This is a genomic window from Paraburkholderia elongata (assembly GCF_013177735.1).
Taxonomy (GTDB): domain Bacteria; phylum Pseudomonadota; class Gammaproteobacteria; order Burkholderiales; family Burkholderiaceae; genus Paraburkholderia; species Paraburkholderia elongata.
In genome coordinates, this window is sequence record NZ_WOEZ01000043.1 from 207,152 (window position 1) to 227,024 (window position 19,873).

The 19,873-nt window shown below is 61.5% G+C and carries 18 protein-coding genes and 1 tRNA gene; 17 read left to right on the plus strand and 2 right to left on the minus strand.

The features are described 5' to 3' along the window. Positions 1-118 precede the first annotated feature (118 nt). The 4 genes from GNZ13_RS09375 (at position 119) to GNZ13_RS09390 (ending at position 5,388) form a co-directional block, all read left to right on the plus strand. Positions 119-580 (plus strand): CBS domain-containing protein, encoded by a 462-nt coding sequence (locus GNZ13_RS09375; RefSeq protein ID WP_172162604.1) that lies wholly within the window; start codon positions 119-121, stop codon positions 578-580. 169 nt (positions 581-749) lie between these two features. Then, entirely contained in the window at positions 750-2,687 is a 1,938-nt protein-coding gene (locus GNZ13_RS09380; RefSeq protein WP_172162607.1) for an MFS transporter, read from the plus strand. Between the two features lie 77 nt (positions 2,688-2,764). After that, the gene (gene aroC / locus GNZ13_RS09385) at positions 2,765-3,865 is read left to right on the plus strand and encodes a chorismate synthase (RefSeq protein ID WP_172162610.1); all 1,101 of its coding nucleotides are present in this window, start codon (positions 2,765-2,767) and stop codon (positions 3,863-3,865) included. 47 nt (positions 3,866-3,912) lie between these two features. Further along, complete coding sequence (locus tag GNZ13_RS09390) at positions 3,913-5,388, plus strand: tetratricopeptide repeat protein (RefSeq protein ID WP_172162613.1); 1,476 nt, start codon at positions 3,913-3,915, stop codon at positions 5,386-5,388. Between the two features lie 135 nt (positions 5,389-5,523). Here GNZ13_RS09390 and GNZ13_RS09395 read toward each other — a convergent pair whose 3' ends face one another. Then, a complete protein-coding gene (locus tag GNZ13_RS09395; RefSeq protein ID WP_172162616.1) occupies positions 5,524-7,197 on the minus strand; it encodes an electron transfer flavoprotein-ubiquinone oxidoreductase in 1,674 nt (557 codons plus the stop codon). 190 nt (positions 7,198-7,387) lie between these two features. Here GNZ13_RS09395 and GNZ13_RS09400 point away from each other — a divergent pair, with 190 nt between their 5' ends. Together GNZ13_RS09400 and GNZ13_RS09405 are read left to right on the plus strand one after the other, a co-directional pair. Beyond that, a complete protein-coding gene (locus tag GNZ13_RS09400) occupies positions 7,388-8,164 on the plus strand; it encodes an SDR family oxidoreductase (RefSeq protein ID WP_172162619.1) in 777 nt (258 codons plus the stop codon). Between the two features lie 101 nt (positions 8,165-8,265). Continuing rightward, a complete protein-coding gene (locus tag GNZ13_RS09405; RefSeq protein WP_172162622.1) occupies positions 8,266-8,697 on the plus strand; it encodes an acyl-CoA thioesterase in 432 nt (143 codons plus the stop codon). Positions 8,698-8,705: 8 nt separating this feature from the next. On the opposite strand, the gene GNZ13_RS09410 is transcribed toward GNZ13_RS09405, so the two are convergent. Then, positions 8,706-9,251, minus strand: a complete 546-nt coding sequence (locus GNZ13_RS09410; RefSeq protein WP_172162625.1) for a LuxR C-terminal-related transcriptional regulator — start codon at positions 9,249-9,251, stop codon at positions 8,706-8,708. A gap of 294 nt (positions 9,252-9,545) precedes the next feature. Here GNZ13_RS09410 and GNZ13_RS09415 point away from each other — a divergent pair, with 294 nt between their 5' ends. The 11 genes from GNZ13_RS09415 (at position 9,546) to pheS (ending at position 19,775) form a co-directional block, all read left to right on the plus strand. Further along, positions 9,546-10,250, plus strand: a complete 705-nt coding sequence (locus tag GNZ13_RS09415; RefSeq protein WP_028200192.1) for a CoA transferase subunit A — start codon at positions 9,546-9,548, stop codon at positions 10,248-10,250. Positions 10,251-10,252: 2 nt separating this feature from the next. Continuing rightward, positions 10,253-10,894 carry a CoA transferase subunit B gene (locus tag GNZ13_RS09420; protein ID WP_115780510.1) on the plus strand — a complete coding sequence of 214 codons (642 nt, stop codon included), beginning with the start codon at positions 10,253-10,255 and terminating at the stop codon, positions 10,892-10,894. A 271-nt stretch (positions 10,895-11,165) separates the two neighbouring features. Beyond that, positions 11,166-12,077, plus strand: a complete 912-nt coding sequence (locus tag GNZ13_RS09425) for an alpha/beta fold hydrolase (RefSeq protein WP_172162628.1) — start codon at positions 11,166-11,168, stop codon at positions 12,075-12,077. A gap of 83 nt (positions 12,078-12,160) precedes the next feature. Beyond that, a complete protein-coding gene (locus GNZ13_RS09430; protein ID WP_172162631.1) occupies positions 12,161-12,514 on the plus strand; it encodes a RidA family protein in 354 nt (117 codons plus the stop codon). A gap of 73 nt (positions 12,515-12,587) precedes the next feature. Further along, positions 12,588-14,831, plus strand: coding sequence for a RelA/SpoT family protein (locus tag GNZ13_RS09435; protein ID WP_172162634.1), 2,244 nt, complete (start codon positions 12,588-12,590; stop codon positions 14,829-14,831). 129 nt (positions 14,832-14,960) lie between these two features. Further along, positions 14,961-15,037 (plus strand) — tRNA-Val (locus GNZ13_RS09440). 251 nt (positions 15,038-15,288) lie between these two features. Further along, positions 15,289-17,196 carry a threonine--tRNA ligase gene (gene thrS, locus GNZ13_RS09445; protein ID WP_172162636.1) on the plus strand — a complete coding sequence of 636 codons (1,908 nt, stop codon included), beginning with the start codon at positions 15,289-15,291 and terminating at the stop codon, positions 17,194-17,196. 49 nt (positions 17,197-17,245) lie between these two features. After that, a complete protein-coding gene (gene infC, locus GNZ13_RS09450; protein WP_074263967.1) occupies positions 17,246-17,770 on the plus strand; it encodes a translation initiation factor IF-3 in 525 nt (174 codons plus the stop codon). A 247-nt stretch (positions 17,771-18,017) separates the two neighbouring features. Further along, positions 18,018-18,215, plus strand: coding sequence for a 50S ribosomal protein L35 (rpmI, locus tag GNZ13_RS09455; protein WP_097389908.1), 198 nt, complete (start codon positions 18,018-18,020; stop codon positions 18,213-18,215). Positions 18,216-18,244: 29 nt separating this feature from the next. Then, positions 18,245-18,604, plus strand: a complete 360-nt coding sequence (gene rplT / locus GNZ13_RS09460; protein WP_006052502.1) for a 50S ribosomal protein L20 — start codon at positions 18,245-18,247, stop codon at positions 18,602-18,604. A 157-nt stretch (positions 18,605-18,761) separates the two neighbouring features. Further along, entirely contained in the window at positions 18,762-19,775 is a 1,014-nt protein-coding gene (gene pheS, locus GNZ13_RS09465) for a phenylalanine--tRNA ligase subunit alpha (protein ID WP_172162637.1), read from the plus strand. Positions 19,776-19,873: the final 98 nt, after the last annotated feature.

The following is a 19,873-nucleotide window of genomic DNA, read 5'->3' on the forward strand; positions in this document are numbered from 1 at the left end:
GCCGGACTAAGCTTGCAAACGCCCGTTGCGCCTTGGTGGGCGGGCCGCTTTCCTTTTATGGGCCTTTCCGCTAGGATCGAAAGTCATATCAGCTTAGCGGGTATCACGGAGACAGATCATGCGAGTCAGCGACATTCTTAAAGTCAAAGGCAACACCCTTTTCACGGTTACGCCGGATACCACGCTGCACGACGCAGTCAATACCATGGCCGAGCACGATATCGGCTCGCTGGTCGTGATGGAATACGGCGACCTCGTCGGCATGCTGACGTTTCGCGAAATTATTCTGACCTTGAGCAAGCACGGCGGCAGCCTCGGTACCTCCACGATCCGCAAGTTGATGGACGACCATCCGCTCACCTGCACGCCCGAAACGGACGTCAACGAGGTTCGCCGCATGATGCTCGAGCATCACGTGCGCTATTTGCCGGTGCTGGAAAGCCGCACACTGATGGGCGTGATCTCGTTCTACGACGTCGCGAAGGCGGTGGTCGAAGAGCAGGGCTTCGAAAACCGCATGCTCAAGGCCTACATCCGCGACTGGCCGGAAGAGCAACAGGACCAGCAACCGTCGCGCTAACGCGCGGTGGCTCACCGCGGCGCTCGCGCCGTTGCCGTGAGTGCGAAGATGCCGTCAAGGCGCGCGCGAAAGCGTGCGCTTTTTTTGTGCCCGGCCCTTGCCCCTTTGTTGCTCTTTTAGCCCGTTTTTGCCCGTTCCCGAATTTCATGAGAGCCCGTTCCCGAACTTCATGAGCGATCGCCCGTTACCTGCCGCCCGCCGTGCCGCCCGCTCTCACGAGTCGCACGAGTCGCAGTTCCGCCTGCTTGGCCAGCGCCGTTTCGCGCCGTTTTTCTGGACCCAGTTCCTCGGCGCGATGAACGACAACGTGTTCAAGATCGGCTTCACGTCGCTTGTCACGTATCAGGCGGCGCGCTTTTCCGGTGTCGACCCGAAAACGGCGGCGTTCCTGATCTCGGCGATTTTCATTCTGCCGTTCGTGCTGCTGTCGGCCACCTCCGGCCAGATCGCGGACAAGTACGACAAGGCGATGCTCACGCGCTTCGTCAAAAGCTTCGAAATCGTCGTGATGCTGATCGGCGGCGCGGGTTTCTGGCTGCATAGCGCGCCGCTGCTGTATCTGTGCACGTTTCTGATGGGCGTCCATTCGACTGTGTTCGGACCGGTCAAGTATTCGTACCTGCCGCAGCATCTGTCGAAGTCGGAACTGGTCGGCGGTAACGGGATGGTCGAGATGGGCACCTTCGTCGCGATTCTGATCGGCACGATCGTCGGCGGGGTGGGCGCGGGTTTCGTCGAGCATGGCGCCGTGGTGCTGGCCTGCGCATGTGTTGGGATTGCGCTGGTGGGGCGGCTGGTGTCGAACTTCGTGCCTGTCACGCCGGCGCCGCAACCCGATCTGCGCATCAACTGGAATCCGGTCAGCGAGACGTGGCGCAACCTGAAGCTCGCGCGCGAAAACCGGACGGTGTTTCTGAGCCTGCTGGGAATTTCCTGGCTGTGGTTCGTGGGCGCGACCTTTCTGTCTTCGTTTTTCAGCTTCGCGAAAAACGTGCTGTCCGCCGATTCGGATGTTGTAACCGTGCTGCTCGGCACGTTCTCGATCGGCATCGGCATCGGTTCGCTGATGTGCGAAAAGCTCTCGAAGCGGCGCATCGAAATCGGGCTCGTGCCGCTCGGCTCGATCGGCATGAGCGTGTTCGCGATCGATCTGTTCTTCGCGAGTCATACGCTGCCGGCCGCCGGGCATCTGCTGAGCGTCGGCGAATTTCTCGTGCGGCCCGCCCATTGGCGAGTGCTGGCCGATCTGTTTCTGCTGGCCATGTTCGGCGGCTTCTATAGCGTGCCGCTCTATGCGCTGATTCAGAGCCGCAGCCAGCCGAGCCATCGCGCGCGCATCATCGCAGCGAACAATATTCTGAATTCGTTGTTCATGATCGTCTCGGCGTTGATGGCGATGGGGTTGACCGCGGCGGGTTTCAGCATTCCGGCGATTTTCCTCGTTACCGCGTTGCTGAACATTGTCGTCGCGACGTATATCTATTCGCTCGTGCCTGAGTTTTTGCTGCGCTTTATCGCCTGGGTGCTGGTGCACACGTTCTACCGGATTCGTCTGGTCCATGCCGAACGGATTCCCGAAGAGGGCGCGGCCGTGCTGGTGTGCAACCACGTGAGCTTCGTCGATGCGATCGTCATCATGGCCGAGAGCCCGCGGCCGATCCGTTTCGTGATGGACCATCAGATCTTCAAGTCGCCGTTCGCCGGCTGGGTGTTCCGCCAAGCGAAGGCGATTCCGATCGCGCCCGCCCATCAGGATCCGGAGTTGCTGGCGCGCGCCTATGAGCGCTGCGCCGAGGCGCTCGCGGAGGGCGATCTGGTCTGCATCTTCCCGGAAGGGAAGCTGACAAAGACCGGCGAAATGAATCCGTTCCGCCACGGCGTGACCGAGATCATTCGCCGCACGCCGGCGCCGGTGATACCGATGGCGTTGCGCGGACTGTGGGGCAGCGTGTTTTCGCGCGCCAACGACGCGCGCTGGCCGCGACCGATCCAGAAGGGCGTGATGAGCCGGCTGACGCTGGCGGTGGGCGAGCCGATCGATCCGGCTGAGGCGTCGCCGGAGGTGCTGCAGCAGATCGTTACCGAATTGCGCGGCGCGCGGAAGTAGAGCGTCGCGCGCTGCGGCCCTAGCCCCTTGAGGGCTGGCATAATGGTGCCTTCCCCGCATTTCTTTGGACGACGCCCATGTCCGGCAACACGCTCGGTACGCTTTTCACTGTCACGACCTTCGGCGAATCGCACGGCCCCGCTATCGGCTGCGTGATCGACGGCTGCCCGCCGGGCATGGCGCTTAGCGAAGCCGACATCCAGCTCGAACTCGACCGCCGCAAGCCGGGCACGTCGCGCCACGTCACGCAGCGTCAGGAAGAAGACAAGGTCGAGATCCTGTCGGGCGTGTTCGAAGGCCAGACCACCGGCGCGCCGATCGCGCTGCTGATCCGCAATACAGACCAGCGCAGCAAGGATTACGGCAATATCGCCGACACCTTCCGGCCGGGTCACGCCGACTACACCTACTGGCAGAAATACGGCATTCGCGACTATCGCGGTGGCGGCCGTTCGTCGGCTCGTCTGACTGCGCCTACGGTGGCGGCCGGCGCGGTTGCGAAGAAATGGCTGCGCGAAAAATTCGGTACCGAGATCCGCGGCTACATGGCGGCGCTCGGCGAGATCGACGTGCCGTTCGTCGACTGGGCACACGTGCGTGAGAACCCGTTCTTCGTGCCGAATGCGGAGATCGTGCCGGAACTCGAAAACTACATGGACGCGTTGCGCAAAGACGGCGATTCGATCGGCGCGCGTATCAACGTCGTGGCTTCCGGCGTGCCGGTCGGGCTTGGCGAGCCGCTGTTCGACCGCCTCGATGCGGACATCGCACACGCCATGATGGGTATCAACGCGGTGAAGGGCGTCGAGATCGGTGCCGGCTTCGCCAGCGTCGCGCAACGCGGCTCGGTGCACGGCGACGAATTGACGCCGGAGGGCTTCGTCGGCAATCACGCGGGCGGCGTGCTCGGCGGTATTTCGACCGGGCAGGACATCACGGTGTCCATCGCGATCAAGCCGACTTCGAGCATCCGCACGCCGCGCCGCTCGATCGACAAGGCGGGGCAACCGGCCATCGTCGAAACGTTCGGGCGTCATGACCCGTGCGTCGGCATCCGTGCCACGCCGATCGCCGAATCCATGCTCGCGCTGGTGCTGATCGACCACGCGCTGCGCCACCGTGCGCAATGCGGCGATGTCGCCGTGAGCACGCCGAAGATCGCGGCGAGCGCGCCGTAAGCGGCGCTCTCTGAGCATCTTCGTACTGCGCGCGCAACATCGTCTCAATGACCGATCCGAACATCGAGCCGGCAGATAGCCAACTCGCGGACCTGCGTGCGCGTGCCGTCGCACCGCATGCCGGCGCGACCGACTGCCTTGCGTTCGGACAAGCGCTGCTGCAACACGCCGGGCGCGACAAAGCCGGTCAGCGCGAAGCGCTTGCAGCGCTCGTGCGGGCCTATCAACTCGATCCCTTTTGCGAACCCACACTGCTTCACACGATTGCGCAGACGGCGTTCATCGTGCGCGACTGGGCACTCGTCGACTCCTCCACTACGCTGCTTCTCGACCAGAACGCCAAAGACGCCAACGCGCTGATCTGGCGCGCCGCCGCCGTGCAACAACGCAACGACTTCGACACGGCCGAGCGGCTGCTGCGCGAAGCGGTGCGTGTCGTGCCCGGTAATCCGGTGGCGCTTCACAAGCTCGCGTTGTGCATCAAGGAGCAGGCGCGTCTTGCCGAAGCGGAAGCGTTGCTCAGGCAGGTGCTGGTGTTGTCGCCGAATAACGCGCATGCACTGTTCGATCTGTCGGAGCTCGAAATCCGCACCGGGCGTTTCGCCGAAGGCTGGGCGCATTACGAATCACGCGTCGCGTTCGGCGACGATTTGAACAACGCGCAGCATGCGCTCGCTGCGATCAGCGCGCATTGGCAGGGCGAATCGCTGGAAGGCAAAACGCTGGTCGTGTTCGGCGAGCAAGGCAATGGCGACTGTCTTTGGGCGGTGCGCTTTCTGCCGCTGCTGGCCGAGCGGGCGCGCCGCGAGGGCGGCCGGGTGATTTTCGGTCACGACGGACCGTTGCGGCATCTATTCGAACGGATGCTGCCGGCCGACTTGCCGCTCGAAACGAGCCTTGAAACGCGGCCTGATTTCCATTGCGGGTTGATGAGCTTGCCGCTGCGGCTTGGCGTCTTCGATGCAACAGGGTGGGGCGCGCCGTATCTGAGCGCCGAGCCCGCGCGCGTGCAGGCGTGGCGCGAGCGGGTCCATGCGCACACGGCCGGTAAGCCGGGCAATCGCAAAGTCGGTTTAGTGTGGAACGGCAATCCCGACCATATCCGCGATAGGCGGCGGTCGGTGCCCGTCGAGCAACTCGGGCCGCTATTGAGCGTGCCCGGCGTGACCTGGTTTGCGTTGTCGCCGGGTCGCAGCGAGACGGTCGCGCAGTGGTGGGCACAAGGTCTCCATGTTGTCGACTTGACCCACCATTTTCAGTCCGGATTCGACGACGTCGCTGCGTTGCTGGCGAATCTGGACCTGGTCGTCACGATTGATAGCGGGCCCGCGCATCTGGCGGGAGCACTCGGCGTGCCGACGTGTTTGATGATCGATCATGTGTCGGCATGGTTTTGGGGCGATGAATCGCGCACCACGGCCTGGTACGATTCTATTGAGCTCTTTCGACAGCCTGGGATTGGTGCGTGGGCGCCAGTGCTCGCTCAAGTGCGAGAGCGGATTGAAATGATGCGGGGCGCTTAAGCTTGTTGCTTTGCGGCGACGTTGGCAGTACGTCTGCAGTGGATGCCGCTTTGTTTTCTACCTGCTCGGAGCGATTGACTGCGTGCCGTGTGCGGACAGACAAACAAGCTCCGCGCACGGCAAACAAACACCGAATCACATATTCGGATAGTTCGGCCCGCCACCGCCTTCCGGTGTAACCCAGACGATGTTCTGCGTCGGGTCCTTGATATCGCAGGTCTTGCAGTGCACGCAGTTCTGCGCGTTGATCACGAGGCGCTCGCTGCCATCATCGTTCTTCACGAATTCATACACCGCGGCCGGGCAGTAGCGCGACTCCGGTCCCGCATAGGTCTGCCAGTTCACATTCACCGGCACCGACGGATCTTTCAGCGTCAGGTGAGCCGGCTGGTTTTCCTCGTGATTGGTGTTCGAAATGAACACCGAGGAGAGGCGATCGAACGTCAGTTTCCCGTCCGGCTTGGGATAAACAATCGGCTTGCACTGCGACGCGGGTTTCAGCGTCTCGTGATCGGAATGCTGGTGATGCAGCGTCCACGGTACATTGCCGCCGAGCACCTTCTGCTCAAGACCCACCATCAAGGTCCCGAGGTACAGGCCCTTGCTCATCCACTGCTTGAAGTTGCGCGCACGATGCAGTTCCGTGTGCAGCCACGAAGTCTTGAACGACTCCGGATAGGCCGTCAGCTCATCCGATTGACGTCCGGCCTGCACCGCTTCAAATGCCGCATCGGCCGCCAGCATCCCGGTCTTGATCGCCGCATGCGAGCCCTTAATCCGCGATGCGTTCAGGAACCCAGCATCGTCGCCGACCAGCGCGCCGCCCGGGAACACCAGCTTCGGCAGCGACAGCAGGCCGCCTGCGGTGATCGCCCGCGCGCCGTATGACACCCGCTTGCCGCCTTCGAGCACCGCGCGGATCGCCGGATGCGTCTTGTAGCGCTGGAATTCCTCGAACGGCGACAGGTACGGGTTCGTATAACCGAGACCCACCACGAAGCCCACCACCACCTGGTTGTTGTCCATGTGATAGAGGAACGAGCCGCCGTACGTGTCGTTTTCCAGCGGCCAGCCAGCGGTGTGCATCACCAGACCTGGCTTGTGCTTGCCCGGGTCGATTTCCCACAGTTCCTTGATGCCGATACCGTAGACCTGCGGATCGACGCCTTCGCGCAGCTTGAACCTGTCGTTCAGCTGACGGCCCAGATGCCCGCGTGCGCCTTCGCAGAACAGCGTGTACTTCGCGTGCAGTTCCATGCCGAGCTGGAAATTCTCGGTCGGCTCGCCATCCTTGCCGATGCCCAGATTGCCGGTCGCGACGCCTTTGACCGACCCGTCGTTGTTATACAAAATCTCAGCTGCCGGAAAGCCCGGGAAAATCTCGACGCCCAGCGCCTCGGCCTGCTGACCCAGCCAGCGCGTGACGTTCGCGAGGCTGATCACGTAGTTGCCGTGGTTCTTGAAGTTGTCCGGCAGCGCCCAGACCGGCACGCTCTTCGAGCCGGTTTCGGTCAGGAACAGGAACTTGTCTTCGGTCACGTCCACCGTGAGCGGCGCGCCTTTTTCTTTCCAGTCGGGGATCAGTTCGGTGATCGCGCGGGGATCCATCACCGCGCCCGACAGGATATGAGCCCCGATCTCCGAGCCTTTTTCCAGTACGCACACGCCAATCTCGACGCCTTTTTCAGCCGCCAGCTGCTTCAGGCGGATCGCTGCGGACAGGCCCGCCGGGCCGCCGCCGACGATCACGACGTCGTATTCCATCGACTCGCGTGGACCGTATTGCTCAATGAGACTTGCGGGGGTCATTGATGCTCCTCTTCTTACCGTTAGAATGCTTTTTTCGGGATCGTATTGTGGGCGATGGTCTCCGCCACTGCAACCAGATGAGCAGAGATTAGCACGATCGTTCTATTTCTGTGATACGGTATGACCCGCAGTGACGGTCCTGCCGCATCTGTCAACCGCGTCTGTAACAACAACCGAACAAGGAACGACAATGGGCCGTTCGATCAATCTGGAAGGCAAGGTCGCGCTGATCACCGGCGCCTCGAGCGGGTTGGGGAAGCGCTTTGCTCAAGTGTTGTCGCAGGCCGGCGCCAAGGTTGTGCTGGCGAGCCGCCGCACCGAGCGCCTGAAGGAGTTGCGCGCCGAGATCGAAGCCTCGGGCGGCGCGGCGCACGTTGTTTCGCTCGACGTCACAGATTATCAGAGCATCAAGTCAGCCGTTGCCCACGCAGAGACCGAGGCCGGCACGATCGACATTCTGGTGAACAATTCAGGCGTGTCGACCACGCAGAAGCTTACGGAAGTCACGCCGGCCGACTTCGAATACGTGTTCGACACTAACACACGCGGCGCTTTCTTCGTCGCCCAGGAAGTCGCCAAGCGCATGATCATGCGTGGCAATAGTGCGCAGAAGCCGTCATACCGGATCATCAATATCGCTTCGATGGCGGGCTTGCGGGTGATTCCGCAGATCGGCCTGTACTCGATGAGCAAGGCGGCCGTCGTTCATATGACGAAAGCCATGGCGCTGGAGTGGGGCAAGCACGGCATCAACGTGAACGCCATCTGCCCGGGTTATATCGATACCGAGATCAACCATCATCACTGGTCGACCGAGCAGGGGCAGAAGCTGGTGTCGATGCTGCCGCGTCATCGTGTGGGCAAGCCGGAGGATCTGGACGGGCTGCTGCTGCTGCTGGCGGCCGACGAATCGCAGTTCATCAATGGCTCGGTGATTGCCGCCGACGATGGGTTCGGGCTCGCCTGAACACGGATTTGGGGCGCCGTTGGGGGCTTCGTGCAATTTGTCATGTCTGCGCCGGCTCACTTGCCGGTTTCAGCCTCGTTTCAACCCGTTAAAGAAGTACGATGAGCGATTTTCACGCAGTTTTTGAGATGTCGATGCCGATCCGCTGGGGCGACATGGACGCATTCGGCCATGTGAACAACACGGTCTATTTCCGTTACATGGAGCAGGTGCGGATTTCCTGGTTCGAACAACTGGGTCTGGCCGGCAGCAACGCCGACGGGCAGGGGCCGGTGATCGTCAATGCGTCGATGGAGTTTCTCAAGCAGTTGCACTATCCCGGCGACGTGATCGGCCGCATGTCCGTGGCCACGCCCGGGCGCAGCAGCTTTGACACGGGGTTCGAGCTCGTGCGCGCCGACGATCCGAACACCGTCTATGCCCGTGGCGCTGCGCGTTGCGTGTGGATCGACTATGCCGCGGGCAAGTCGGTGCCGGTTCCGGATATGTTGCGCGCGACCATCGAGGGCGCGGCGCTGGTCAAGGCGGCTTGATCGCCCCCTCAATGCCCGAGCAATCGCTGCAATAGCTCGGTCGCGTTCCCGGTATCGTATTTGCGCATCAGCCGCGCGCGGTAGACATCGACCGTGCGCGGGCTGATATCCAGCGCCCGCCCGATCTGCTTGCTGGTTTTGCCCGTTACCAGTTGCGCGGCGATTTCCCGCTCGCGCGGCGTCAATTCGACCGCCACGCGTCGCGTCGCGCTCAAATCCTCGAAAGTCCAGATGCCGGCTGCGTGCGCGTCGGCGCGTTGCAGCGCGCGGCCTGTCACGTGGCACCAGAACAATTCCCCGTTGGCCCGCTTCATGATCCGGTCGTCCGCGTAGCTGCCTTGCGCGGTCATGATGGGCGGAATCCGCGCGCCGATCCGCTCGAATTCGTCCGTGGACGGGTACAGCACCTGGAACGACTGGCCGAGCAGCGCCTCGCGCGTGCAGCCGAATATCGACGCCAGCTCGTCGTTGCAGTCTTCGATGATCCGTTCGCGCGACAGCACGAGTCCGATCGGGGCGAGGTGAAACGCGGTTTGGTAGTCCAGTGCGGGCATGGGCAGGCGGCAAGTACTTATGTATTTTTGCGTATTGTGCCGTATGGCGCGTCCAGCGTACTCTTTCGGGCACATGACAACGCGGCGAAGCCGTCTGTGGCGGGCATTGGCGCAAGTGATCAGGTAACCCCGCAGGCAAACCTGACAGTCTGAGCGCACAGCCGGCCACGGATGACTAGAATGACGTGTCGGGCTTGCGCCCGCTAAACGTCATACCAGCCGTAACGATCCGGCGGCCGGCGTACCGGCGGCCGGCGATCCGATTTCGGGTTTCCATAAAGGAAGGGACAAACGATGAACAAGGTCTATCCAGGCGCGGCTGAAGCGCTGAAAGACATCGTCAAGGACGGGCAGACATTTGCCGTCGGCGGCTTCGGGCTGTGCGGCATTCCGGAAGCGCTGATCGGCGCGCTGCGCGATTCGAAGGTGCAGGGCATCACGTGTATCAGCAACAATGCGGGCGTCGACGGTTTCGGCCTCGGTCTGCTGCTCGAAACGCGCCAGGTCAAGAAAATGATCTCGTCGTACGTGGGCGAGAACAAGGAGTTCGAGCGCCAGTATCTGGCCGGCGAACTCGAACTGGAATTCACGCCGCAAGGCACGCTCGCCGAAAAGCTGCGCGCCGGCGGCTCGGGCATTCCGGCCTTCTTCACGAACACCGGCTACGGCACGCTGATCGCCGAGGGTAAGGAAACCCGCCAGTTCGGCGAAAACCACTATGTGCTCGAACATTCGCTGACGGCCGACGTCGCTTTGGTCAAGGCGTGGAAAGCCGACAAATCGGGCAACCTGATCTATCGCCGAACCGCGCGCAACTTCAACCCGATGTGCGCGATGGCCGGCAAGATTACCGTCGCGGAAGTCGAGGAAATCGTTGAAGTGGGCGAACTCGATCCGGATGCGATCCATACGCCGGGCATTTTCGTGCAGCGCATTGTGCTCAATGCGCATCCGGAAAAACGCATCGAACAACGCGTCGTCCGCGCGAAAGGAGACTGATCATGGCATGGACTCGTGACGAAATGGCCGCACGCGCGGCGAAGGAATTGCAGGACGGTTTCTACGTGAACCTCGGCATCGGCTTGCCGACGCTGGTGGCGAACCACGTACCGGCGGGCGTCGAAGTGTGGCTGCAGTCGGAGAACGGCCTGCTCGGCATCGGCCCGTCGCCGACCGAAGAAGAAGTGGATGCCGACCTGATCAATGCCGGCAAGCAGACGGTGACCACGCTGCCGGGTTCGTCGATTTTCTCGTCGGCGGATTCGTTCGCGATGATTCGCGGCGGCCACATCAACCTGGCGATTCTCGGCGCAATGCAGATCAGCAAGAAGGGCGATCTGGCCAACTGGATGATCCCGGGCAAGATGATCAAGGGCATGGGCGGCGCGATGGATCTGGTCGCGGGCGTCAAGCGCGTGGTCGTGCTGATGGAGCACGTCGCGAAGGGCGACCAGCACAAGATCCTCGAAGAATGCACGTTGCCGCTGACGGGCGTGGGCGTGGTCGATCAGATCATCACCGATCTCGGCGTGATCGAAGTGACGGAAGACGGTCTGAAGGTGACTGAGCTGGCACCGGGCGTCAGCGTCGAGGAAATCAAGGCGAAGACGGGCGCGCCGCTGGACGTAAGCGCGGTGAACTGAGCGGCCTTGTGAGCCGCCCGCGGTTTCGGTCCGTATGACCGGCACGTGGTGGCGAAGCAGGACCCTGAGCGGGCGAGGCGTGAGTCTCGCCCGCTTTGTTTTGCTCGGTGGGTGTTCGTTCTGCACAATCTTGGACCGTCATAGGTTGTCCTAGGCGGTTTGGCCGATCCTTGCCGCGCGGCAAAGCGGTTTACAATCTTTTGAAGATTGGACGCTTATTGATCCCTGCTGTGCCCAGGCCGAATCCGCAGCGTTTTCGCAAGGAACCCAGATGACCGAAACGTCCGCTTCCACCGCCGAGCGGCCCGCGCCGCGCCAACGTTATGTGCAGTGCGCGAGCCCCGGTGGCTTGCACCGTATCGCCTACACCGAGTGGGGCGACCCGGCCAACCCGCGTGTGCTGCTGTGCGTGCACGGCTTGACGCGCTCGGGGCGCGATTTCGACCGTCTCGCGGCGGAATTCGCCGGCACTTACCGCGTGGTGTGTCCGGATGTGGCGGGGCGGGGCTTGTCTTCGTGGCTCGCGAACCCCAACTTCTATGGCGTGCCGCAGTACGTCGCCGACATGGTCACGCTGATCGCGCGCCTGAACGTCGAAACGGTCGACTGGATCGGTACCTCGATGGGCGGTCTGATCGGGCTCGCGCTGGCCGGCCTGCCGGAAACGCCGATCCGCAAAATGCTGTTGAACGACGTCGGCCCGCATCTGGAGCCGGTGGCTGTAGAGCGCATCGGCGATTACCTCGGCAAGCCCGTGCGTTTCGAAACACTGCAGCAGGGCATCGATTACGCCGCGTTGCTTGCGCAAACGTTCGGTCCGCTCACGCCAGAGGAATGGCGTGAGATCAATACGCCGCTCTTGCACGAGCGGGATGGCGCATGGCTATTGCGCTACGACCCCCGGATTGCGCAGCCATTTGCCGCGACGTCCGAGGAGGCGACCAAACTCGGCGAGGCCGCGCTGTGGCATTCGCTGGCTGCGTTTCAGGGGCCGGTGCTGGTGGTGCGCGGCGAGCAATCGGATCTGCTTTCGCGGGAGACCGTCGCGAAGATGGTCGAGACTGGGCGTGCTGTATCGAGCGCGGAAATCGCGGGCGTCGGGCATGCGCCGGCGTTTCTGTCGGCCGATCAGATCGATCTCGCGAGGCAGTTCTTTATCGGGCCGGCCGCTCACGCGTCATAATATAGAGTTCCGCGCGGCGTCCCTGACGGGGTGCAATGCGGAACGCATCTTCGATCAACTTTCAACCAACCTCAGGATTCTTCATGGCAGTCATTCGTCATCACGTCGGCAAGCGCCTCTCGGAAATCGCCGTCCACAACGGCACCGTGTACCTCGCAGGCCAGATCGCCGAAGACGCGGATCAGGACATCACGGGTCAGACGCGCGAAGTGCTCGGCCATATCGACCGTCTGCTGGCTGAAGTGAACAGCGACAAGTCGCACTTGCTGTCCGTGCAGATCTACATCTCGGACATGGAGCATTTCGCCGGCATGAACGCAGTGTGGGACGAGTGGGTCGCGCAAGGCGCCACGCCGCCGCGCGCTACCGTGGAAGCGAAGCTCGCGAATCCGAAGTGCCTCGTCGAAATCGTCGTGGTCGCGGCGCAGCGCGCTTAAGTCTGGCTGAGCCTGGTCTCGCAGTTGTTGTTGAAATTCCGTTGATCCGTCTGGCCCGTTGGGCCGTCGCACCATGACTACCGAAATCGTTACGAGCGCGCCGCATCCCATCCCTTCCTTCGACGAAGCGATGGCGTTCGTGCGCGAACACGCGGGCGAAGTGCGGCTCTCTTCGGGCGAGTTGCTGGCGGATCACGCGGCGGGTACGGCGTCGATCATGCGCACGCTCAACGTCGATCCGCCGGCTGTGCTGGCGGCAGCCTTGTTCGCGCTGACGCCGCATCTGCAAGATCCGGAACGCGTGATCGCTGATAACTTCGGTGAAGAAGTCGCGCAACTGGTTGGCGACGTACGCAAGTTGCTGCGCCTGGGTACGGTGAGCTTGCGCGCCGCGCAAAATGCGATGCCTGAAGCTGGGCGCGATGCACAGGCCGCACGCCGCGCCCAGGTCGAGGCGTTGCGCAAGATGCTGCTCGCGTTCGCCCAAGACATTCGTGTCGTGCTGATACGGCTCGCGTCGCGCTTGCAATCGCTGCGTTATTACGCGGCGGCGAAACTCACACCGTCGCCCGACGTCGCGCGTGAGACGCTCGATATTTACGCGCCGCTCGCCAACCGCCTGGGCATCTGGCAACTGAAATGGGAGCTCGAGGATCTCGCGCTCCGTTTCGAAGAGCCGGTCACTTACAAGCGCATCGCCAAGCTGCTCGACGAGAAACGCGTCGAGCGCGAAAGTTATGTTGCGCAGGCGATCGAGCGGCTGCAGCAGGAGTTGGCTGCGGCGAATGTAGAGGCCGAAGTCAGCGGCCGGCCCAAACATATCTATAGCATCTGGCGCAAGATGCGCGGCAAGGAGCTGGACTTCGCCGAACTGTATGACGTGCGCGCGTTTCGCGTCATCGTGCCGGACATCAAGGATTGCTACACGGTGCTCGGCATCGTGCACAACCTGTGGCAGCCGGTGCCGAAAGAGTTCGACGACTACATCTCGCGGCCGAAGCCGAACGGCTATAAATCGTTACACACGGTCGTGATCGGCGACGACGGCCGCGCGTTTGAAGTGCAGATCCGCACGCAGGAAATGCATCAGTTCGCCGAGTACGGTGTGGCGGCGCACTGGCGCTACAAGGAAGCGGGCACACGGGGTTACGGCGGCCAGTTCAGCGCCAATGAGAAGTACGACGAGAAGATCGCGTGGTTGCGTCAACTGCTCGCGTGGAAAGATGAGGTGTCGGAAGGCGAGCACGGCGAGAAGCGCGCCGCGCAACCGTGGGAGCAACTGCGGCAGGCTACGCTCGACGACGACCACATCTACGTGCTCACGCCGCAAGCGCGCGTGATTCCGTTGCCGCACGGCGCGACACCGGTGGACTTCGCGTATCACCTGCATAGCGAACTGGGGCATCGCTGCCGTGGCGCGCGTGTCGACGGCGCGATGGTGCCGCTCAACACGCAGTTGCAGAACGGTCAGACGGTCGAGATCGTCGCGGTGAAAGAGGGCGGTCCGTCGCGTGACTGGCTCAACCCGCAACTCGGGTATCTGCAGAGCCATCGGGCGCGGCAAAAAGTGCGCGCGTGGTTCAACGCGGTCGAAGTGCAGGAGCACATCGCGAGCGGCCGTGCGATGGTCGAAAAGACGCTGCAGCGCGAGGGCAAGACGTCGGTCAATCTCGATCAGCTCGCCGCCAAGCTCGGCTTCAAGACCACCGACGATCTGTTCTCGGTGGTCGGCAAGGAAGAATTCAGTTTGCGGCTCGTCGAGCAGGCACTGCACGATGCGCCGCCACCCGAGCCCGTAGTCGAAGCGCCGGAACAGTTCGAGAAACGCAGTAGCGGCGCGAGCGTCGCCCGCGGGGCTTCCACGGGGGTGCTGGTGGTCGGCGTCGACGCGTTGCTCACGCAACTCGCGCGCTGTTGCCGTCCGGCACCGCCCGACGACATCAGCGGCTTCGTCACGCGCGGCAAGGGCATGTCGATTCACCGCAGCGATTGCCCGACCTTCCTGCGCATGGCCGATCGCGCGCCGGAGCGTGTGTTGCAAACCGCATGGTCGGCAGATGTCATGAGCGGCCGCGGCCAATCGGTCTATCCCGTCGACCTCAGCATCGAGGCAACGGATCGGCAAGGTCTGCTGCGCGATATCTCCGAAGTTTTCGCGCGCGAGAAAGTGAATGTGATCGGCGTGAAAACGCAATCGCGTCGTAATGCCGCGTTTATGCAATTCACTGTCGAGGTCTCGAGCGCGGCGCAAATTCAGCGTGCGTGTACCTTGCTCGGCGAAGTAACAGGCGTGGTGCGCGCTTCGCGCAAGAATTGACGTGCGGGCGAGGCGGCGGGTGCCGACAGGCATCCGTTCGATGCGCCCGAGCATGTGAGTAGAAATTTAAAGTCGGTGCATAAAAGTACTTGCCAAGCGGTGTGGCGCTCCATATAATCTCGTTTCTTCAGGCTCGTAGCTCAGCTGGTTAGAGCACCACCTTGACATGGTGGGGGTCGTTGGTTCGAGTCCAATCGAGCCTACCAACGAAAGAGAAATTCCGGTTTTACCGGGGTTTCGCAAACTGCAGTAAGCGCCTCGGCGCAAAAGGCAAATACGGTTATGGCACCGCGAACGTTGACCGAAACTACTTCGGAGCGACGCTAGTCGAGGACCACTTTCGCCAATGTAGTTTGCAGGAAATGTGAATGCGGCCCCTCGAAAGCGGGGCCGCATTTTTTTTGGCTTTTTGATCTGCTTGCATGTGCCGCCGCCGGTCGGCATCACGGAGAACGCAATGGTTTCGATACGTCTGCCTGACGGTTCTGTTCGACAGTACGAGCATCCGGTGACCGTCGCCGAAGTGGCCGCGTCGATCGGCCCCGGCCTCGCGAAGGCCGCGCTCGGCGGCAAGATCGACGGTGAACTCGTCGACACGTCCACGCTGATCGATCGCGACGTGGCGCTTGCCATCGTCACCGAGAAAGACGCAGACGGTCTCGATATCATTCGCCACTCCGCAGCGCACTTGCTCGCGTACGCGGTGAAGGATCTGTATCCGGAAGCGCAAGTCACGATCGGTCCGGTGATCGACAACGGCTTCTACTACGACTTCGCCTACAACCGTCCCTTCACGCCCGAAGATCTCGAGAAGATCGAAAAGCGCATGCAGGAGCTCGCGAAAAAAGACGAGCCGGTCTCGCGTCGCGTGGTGACGCGCGGCGAAGCGGTCGACTATTTCAAGAGCATCGGCGAAAAGTACAAGGCTGAGATCATCGAATCGATTCCGGCTACCGACGAAATCAAGCTGTATTCGCACGGCGGCTTCACCGATCTGTGCCGTGGCCCGCACGTGCCGTCCACCGGCAAGCTGAAGGTCTTCAAGCTGATGAAGGTGGCCGGCGCCTACTGGCGCGGCGATTCGAAGAACGAGCAGTTGCAGCGTATCTACGGTACGGCCTGGACGAAGAAGGAAGACCAGGACGCCTACCTGCACATGCTCGAAGAGGCGGAAAAGCGCGATCACCGCAAGCTCGGCAAGCAACTCGATCTGTTCCATATGCAAGACGAGTCGCCGGGCATGGTGTTCTGGCATCCGCGTGGCTGGACGCTGTGGCAGCAGGTCGAGCAGTACATGCGCCGCCGCGTGAACAATGCCGGCTACCTCGAAATCAAGACGCCGATGATCATGGACCGTTCGCTTTGGGAAGCGTCCGGCCACTGGCAGAACTATCGTGAAAACATGTTCACGACCGAGTCGGAAAAGCGCGACTACGCGATCAAGCCGATGAACTGCCCGGGTCACGTGCAGGTGTTCAACCACGGTCTGCGCTCGTATCGCGATCTGCCGCTGCGTTACGCGGAATTCGGCTCGTGCCACCGCAATGAATCGTCGGGCGCGCTGCACGGCCTGATGCGCGTGCGCGGTTTCGTGCAGGACGACGCACACATTTTCTGTACCGAAGACCAGTTCATCAGCGAATCGATCGCGTTCAACACGCTGGCGATGAGCGTCTATAAGGACTTCGGCTTCGACAATGTCGAGATCAAGCTGTCGCTGCGCCCGGATGCGCGTGCCGGCACGGATGAGACATGGGATCGTGCGGAGCAGGGCCTGCGCGAGGCGCTGACGGCGTGCGGCGTGACGTGGGAAGAGTTGCAGGGCGAGGGTGCGTTCTACGGCCCGAAGGTCGAGTACCACATCAAGGACGCACTCGGCCGCTCGTGGCAGTGCGGCACGTTGCAGCTCGATATGGTGCTGCCGGAGCGCCTGGGCGCCGAATACGTCGCCGAAGACAATAGCCGTCGCCGCCCGATCATGCTGCACCGGGCAATCGTCGGATCAATGGAGCGCTTTCTCGGTATTCTGATCGAGCACCATGCTGGTGCAATGCCGTCGTGGCTCGCGCCCATGCAGGTTGTGGTGATGAATATCGCGGAAAGTCAGACCGAATATGCGCAGTCTCTAGCCCAATCGTTGCAAAAACAAGGGGTTAGAGTAGAGGCCGATTTGCGCAACGAGAAGATTAGCTATAAAATACGGGAGCACACGCTAGAAAAGGTGCCGTACCTGCTCGTGGTCGGCGACAAAGAGCGTGAAGCCCAAACGGTAGCCGTGCGTGCCCGTGGTGGTGTCGATCTAGGCGTGATGCCTCTCGATACCTTCATTGAGCGTCTGCGCCAGGACGTGCAGTCGTTCAACTGAGCCACTTGGCAGCCCGGCTCGTTTTTTTAATTTTTAGAGGAAACGTAACATCGCTACTGATAAGTCTGCGCACCGCATCAACGGTGAGATTACAGCACCCGAGGTGCGTCTGGTCGGCGTCGAGAACGAACCGCTCGGCATCGTGAAACTCGCTGATGCGTTCCGTATGTCGGAACAGCAAGACGTGGATCTGGTCGAAATCGCTCCGCAAGCGGTTCCGCCGGTTTGCCGATTGATGGACTACGGCAAGTTCAAGTACTCGGAAGCGAAGAAGCAACACGAGGCCAAGCTGAAGCAGAAGATTGTCCAGGTTAAGGAAGTCAAATTCCGCCCGGGCACCGATGACGGCGATTACAACGTCAAGCTGCGCAACCTCATCCGCTTCCTTGACGACGGCGACAAGACGAAAATCACGTTGCGTTTCCGTGGCCGCGAAATGGCTCACCAGGAAATCGGTATGCGCATGCTCGAGCGCCTGCGCACGGACCTCGACGAAGTCGGTCAGGTCGAGCAGATGCCGAAAATGGAAGGGCGCCAGATGATCATGGTGCTCGCGCCGAAGAAAAAGAAGTAAGCGATTGGAGTGGCGGCGCGCCATGTGGCGCGTGCTCCGGTTGTGAAAGATAGAACGATGCTGTGCCGGGTGTCCGGCGTGGTATCGGCAAGTTTCGGATCGGTGCCTATGCAAATGGGCGCTGTTTCCTGAAAAGCGGCTGCCGGCGGTATCGGCAGTCTGCATACCAAGTGGAATGGGTTTCGAAGGGCGGGTAATGGCCATCTGGCCGACCGCACACCCATATCCATCTAATAATGGAGTTGTCATGCCGAAGATGAAGACCAAGAAGAGTGCTGCAAAGCGCTTCGTGGTGCGTCCGGGCGGTACCGTCAAGCGCGGTCAAGCCTTCAAGCGCCACATTCTTACCAAGAAGACCACCAAGAACAAACGCCATCTGCGCGGTTCCACGTCAGTTCATGAAGCAGATATGAACTCCGTGCGCGCAATGCTGCCGTTCGCTTAACCCTTAACCGAAACTCATAGGAGCGAAATATGCCTCGAGTAAAACGTGGGGTTACCGCACGGGCCCGTCACAAGAAGATCATCAAGCTGGCCAAGGGTTACCGCGGCCGTCGCAATAACGTCTATCGCATCGCCAAGCAGGCGGTCATGCGCGCAGGCCAATACGCCTACCGCGATCGCCGCAACAAGAAGCGTGTGTTCCGTGCATTGTGGATCACGCGTATCAACGCGGCGGTGCGTCAGCACGACATGACGTACAGCGTGTTCATCAACGGCCTGAAGAAGGCTTCGATCGAACTCGACCGCAAGGTGCTGGCCGACATGGCTGTGTTCGACAAGGCTGCTTTTGCTGCGATCGTTCAGCAGGTGAAAGCCGCCGTTGCAGCCTGATTGCGCTTTGGGCAATTAAACTGCGTGGTTCGTTGCAGCGAACATCCGGTAGTCTCGGTGACGCTGCAGCAAAAACGGGGCTCCTCACCGAGCCCCGTTTTTGTTGGTCGAACCAGTTTTGCATCGATTGAACACTGACGTTGAAATGATGGGATCAATGGATCTGGACCAGATTGTCGCCGACGCGCAAAAAGCCTTCGCAGAAGCCTCCGACGTCACCTCCCTCGAGAACGAGAAAGCACGCTTTCTTGGTAAATCGGGTGCGTTGACCGAGCTATTGAAGGGCCTTGGCAAACTCGATCCCGAAACGCGCAAGACCGAAGGCGCACGGATCAACCTCGTCAAGCAACAAGTGGAAGCCGCGCTGACGGCCCGCCGTCAGGCGCTGGCCGACGCGTTGCTGAACCAGCGCCTCGCCGCTGAAGCCATCGACGTCACGCTGCCCGGCCGCGGCACCGGTGCAGGCAGCCTGCACCCGGTGATGCGCACGTGGGAGCGCGTCGAACAGATTTTCCGGTCGATCGGATTCGACGTGGCCGACGGCCCCGAAATCGAAACCGACTGGTACAACTTCACCTCGCTGAACAGCCCGGAAAACCATCCGGCGCGTTCGATGCAGGACACCTTCTACGTCGACGGCAAAGATGCCGACGGCCGCCAACTGCTGCTGCGCACGCACACCAGCCCGATGCAGGTGCGTTACGCGCGTACCAACACGCCGCCGATCAAGGTGATCGTGCCGGGTCGCACGTATCGTGTGGACAGCGATGCGACTCACTCGCCGATGTTCAACCAGGTTGAAGGCCTGTGGATCGACGAGAACATCAGCTTCGCGGATCTGAAGGGCGTCTACTCCGACTTCCTCAAGAAATTCTTCGAGCGCGACGACATTCTCGTGCGCTTCCGTCCGTCGTACTTTCCGTTCACCGAACCGTCGGCTGAAATCGACATGCTGTTCGAAACGGGTAAGAACGCGGGCAAGTGGCTCGAAATTTCGGGGTCCGGCCAGGTTCACCCCACGGTGATCCGCAACATGGGCCTCGATCCCGAGCGTTACATCGGCTTTGCTTTCGGCAGCGGCCTCGAGCGGCTCACGATGTTGCGTTACGGCGTGCAAGACCTGCGTCTGTTCTTCGAAAACGACCTGCGTTTCCTGCGTCAATTCGCGTGAACCGGCGCGTACGAACGCGACTAGCATAGAGCGCGGCACTGCACACAGTGCGTGCCGCCAGCAGCGTCCCCGGCAGTGCCCAATGAATCAATGGGCCG

What these genes read in the sequence shown, in the direction of transcription:
- pheS (WP_172162637.1), top strand. Translation starts at nt 18,762, where the DNA reads ATGGATCTGGACCAGATTGTCGCCGACGCGCAAAAAGCCTTCGCAGAA.
- GNZ13_RS09395 (WP_172162616.1), bottom strand. Translation starts at nt 7,197, where the DNA reads ATGACCCCCGCAAGTCTCATTGAGCAATACGGTCCACGCGAGTCGATG.
- rpmI (WP_097389908.1), top strand. Translation starts at nt 18,018, where the DNA reads ATGCCGAAGATGAAGACCAAGAAGAGTGCTGCAAAGCGCTTCGTGGTG.
- GNZ13_RS09435 (WP_172162634.1), top strand. Translation starts at nt 12,588, where the DNA reads ATGACTACCGAAATCGTTACGAGCGCGCCGCATCCCATCCCTTCCTTC.
- GNZ13_RS09405 (WP_172162622.1), top strand. Translation starts at nt 8,266, where the DNA reads ATGAGCGATTTTCACGCAGTTTTTGAGATGTCGATGCCGATCCGCTGG.
- GNZ13_RS09415 (WP_028200192.1), top strand. Translation starts at nt 9,546, where the DNA reads ATGAACAAGGTCTATCCAGGCGCGGCTGAAGCGCTGAAAGACATCGTC.
- thrS (WP_172162636.1), top strand. Translation starts at nt 15,289, where the DNA reads ATGGTTTCGATACGTCTGCCTGACGGTTCTGTTCGACAGTACGAGCAT.
- GNZ13_RS09380 (WP_172162607.1), top strand. Translation starts at nt 750, where the DNA reads ATGAGCGATCGCCCGTTACCTGCCGCCCGCCGTGCCGCCCGCTCTCAC.
- GNZ13_RS09430 (WP_172162631.1), top strand. Translation starts at nt 12,161, where the DNA reads ATGGCAGTCATTCGTCATCACGTCGGCAAGCGCCTCTCGGAAATCGCC.
- GNZ13_RS09375 (WP_172162604.1), top strand. Translation starts at nt 119, where the DNA reads ATGCGAGTCAGCGACATTCTTAAAGTCAAAGGCAACACCCTTTTCACG.
- GNZ13_RS09420 (WP_115780510.1), top strand. Translation starts at nt 10,253, where the DNA reads ATGGCATGGACTCGTGACGAAATGGCCGCACGCGCGGCGAAGGAATTG.
- aroC (WP_172162610.1), top strand. Translation starts at nt 2,765, where the DNA reads ATGTCCGGCAACACGCTCGGTACGCTTTTCACTGTCACGACCTTCGGC.
- GNZ13_RS09410 (WP_172162625.1), bottom strand. Translation starts at nt 9,251, where the DNA reads ATGCCCGCACTGGACTACCAAACCGCGTTTCACCTCGCCCCGATCGGA.
- GNZ13_RS09425 (WP_172162628.1), top strand. Translation starts at nt 11,166, where the DNA reads ATGACCGAAACGTCCGCTTCCACCGCCGAGCGGCCCGCGCCGCGCCAA.
- rplT (WP_006052502.1), top strand. Translation starts at nt 18,245, where the DNA reads ATGCCTCGAGTAAAACGTGGGGTTACCGCACGGGCCCGTCACAAGAAG.
- GNZ13_RS09400 (WP_172162619.1), top strand. Translation starts at nt 7,388, where the DNA reads ATGGGCCGTTCGATCAATCTGGAAGGCAAGGTCGCGCTGATCACCGGC.
- GNZ13_RS09390 (WP_172162613.1), top strand. Translation starts at nt 3,913, where the DNA reads ATGACCGATCCGAACATCGAGCCGGCAGATAGCCAACTCGCGGACCTG.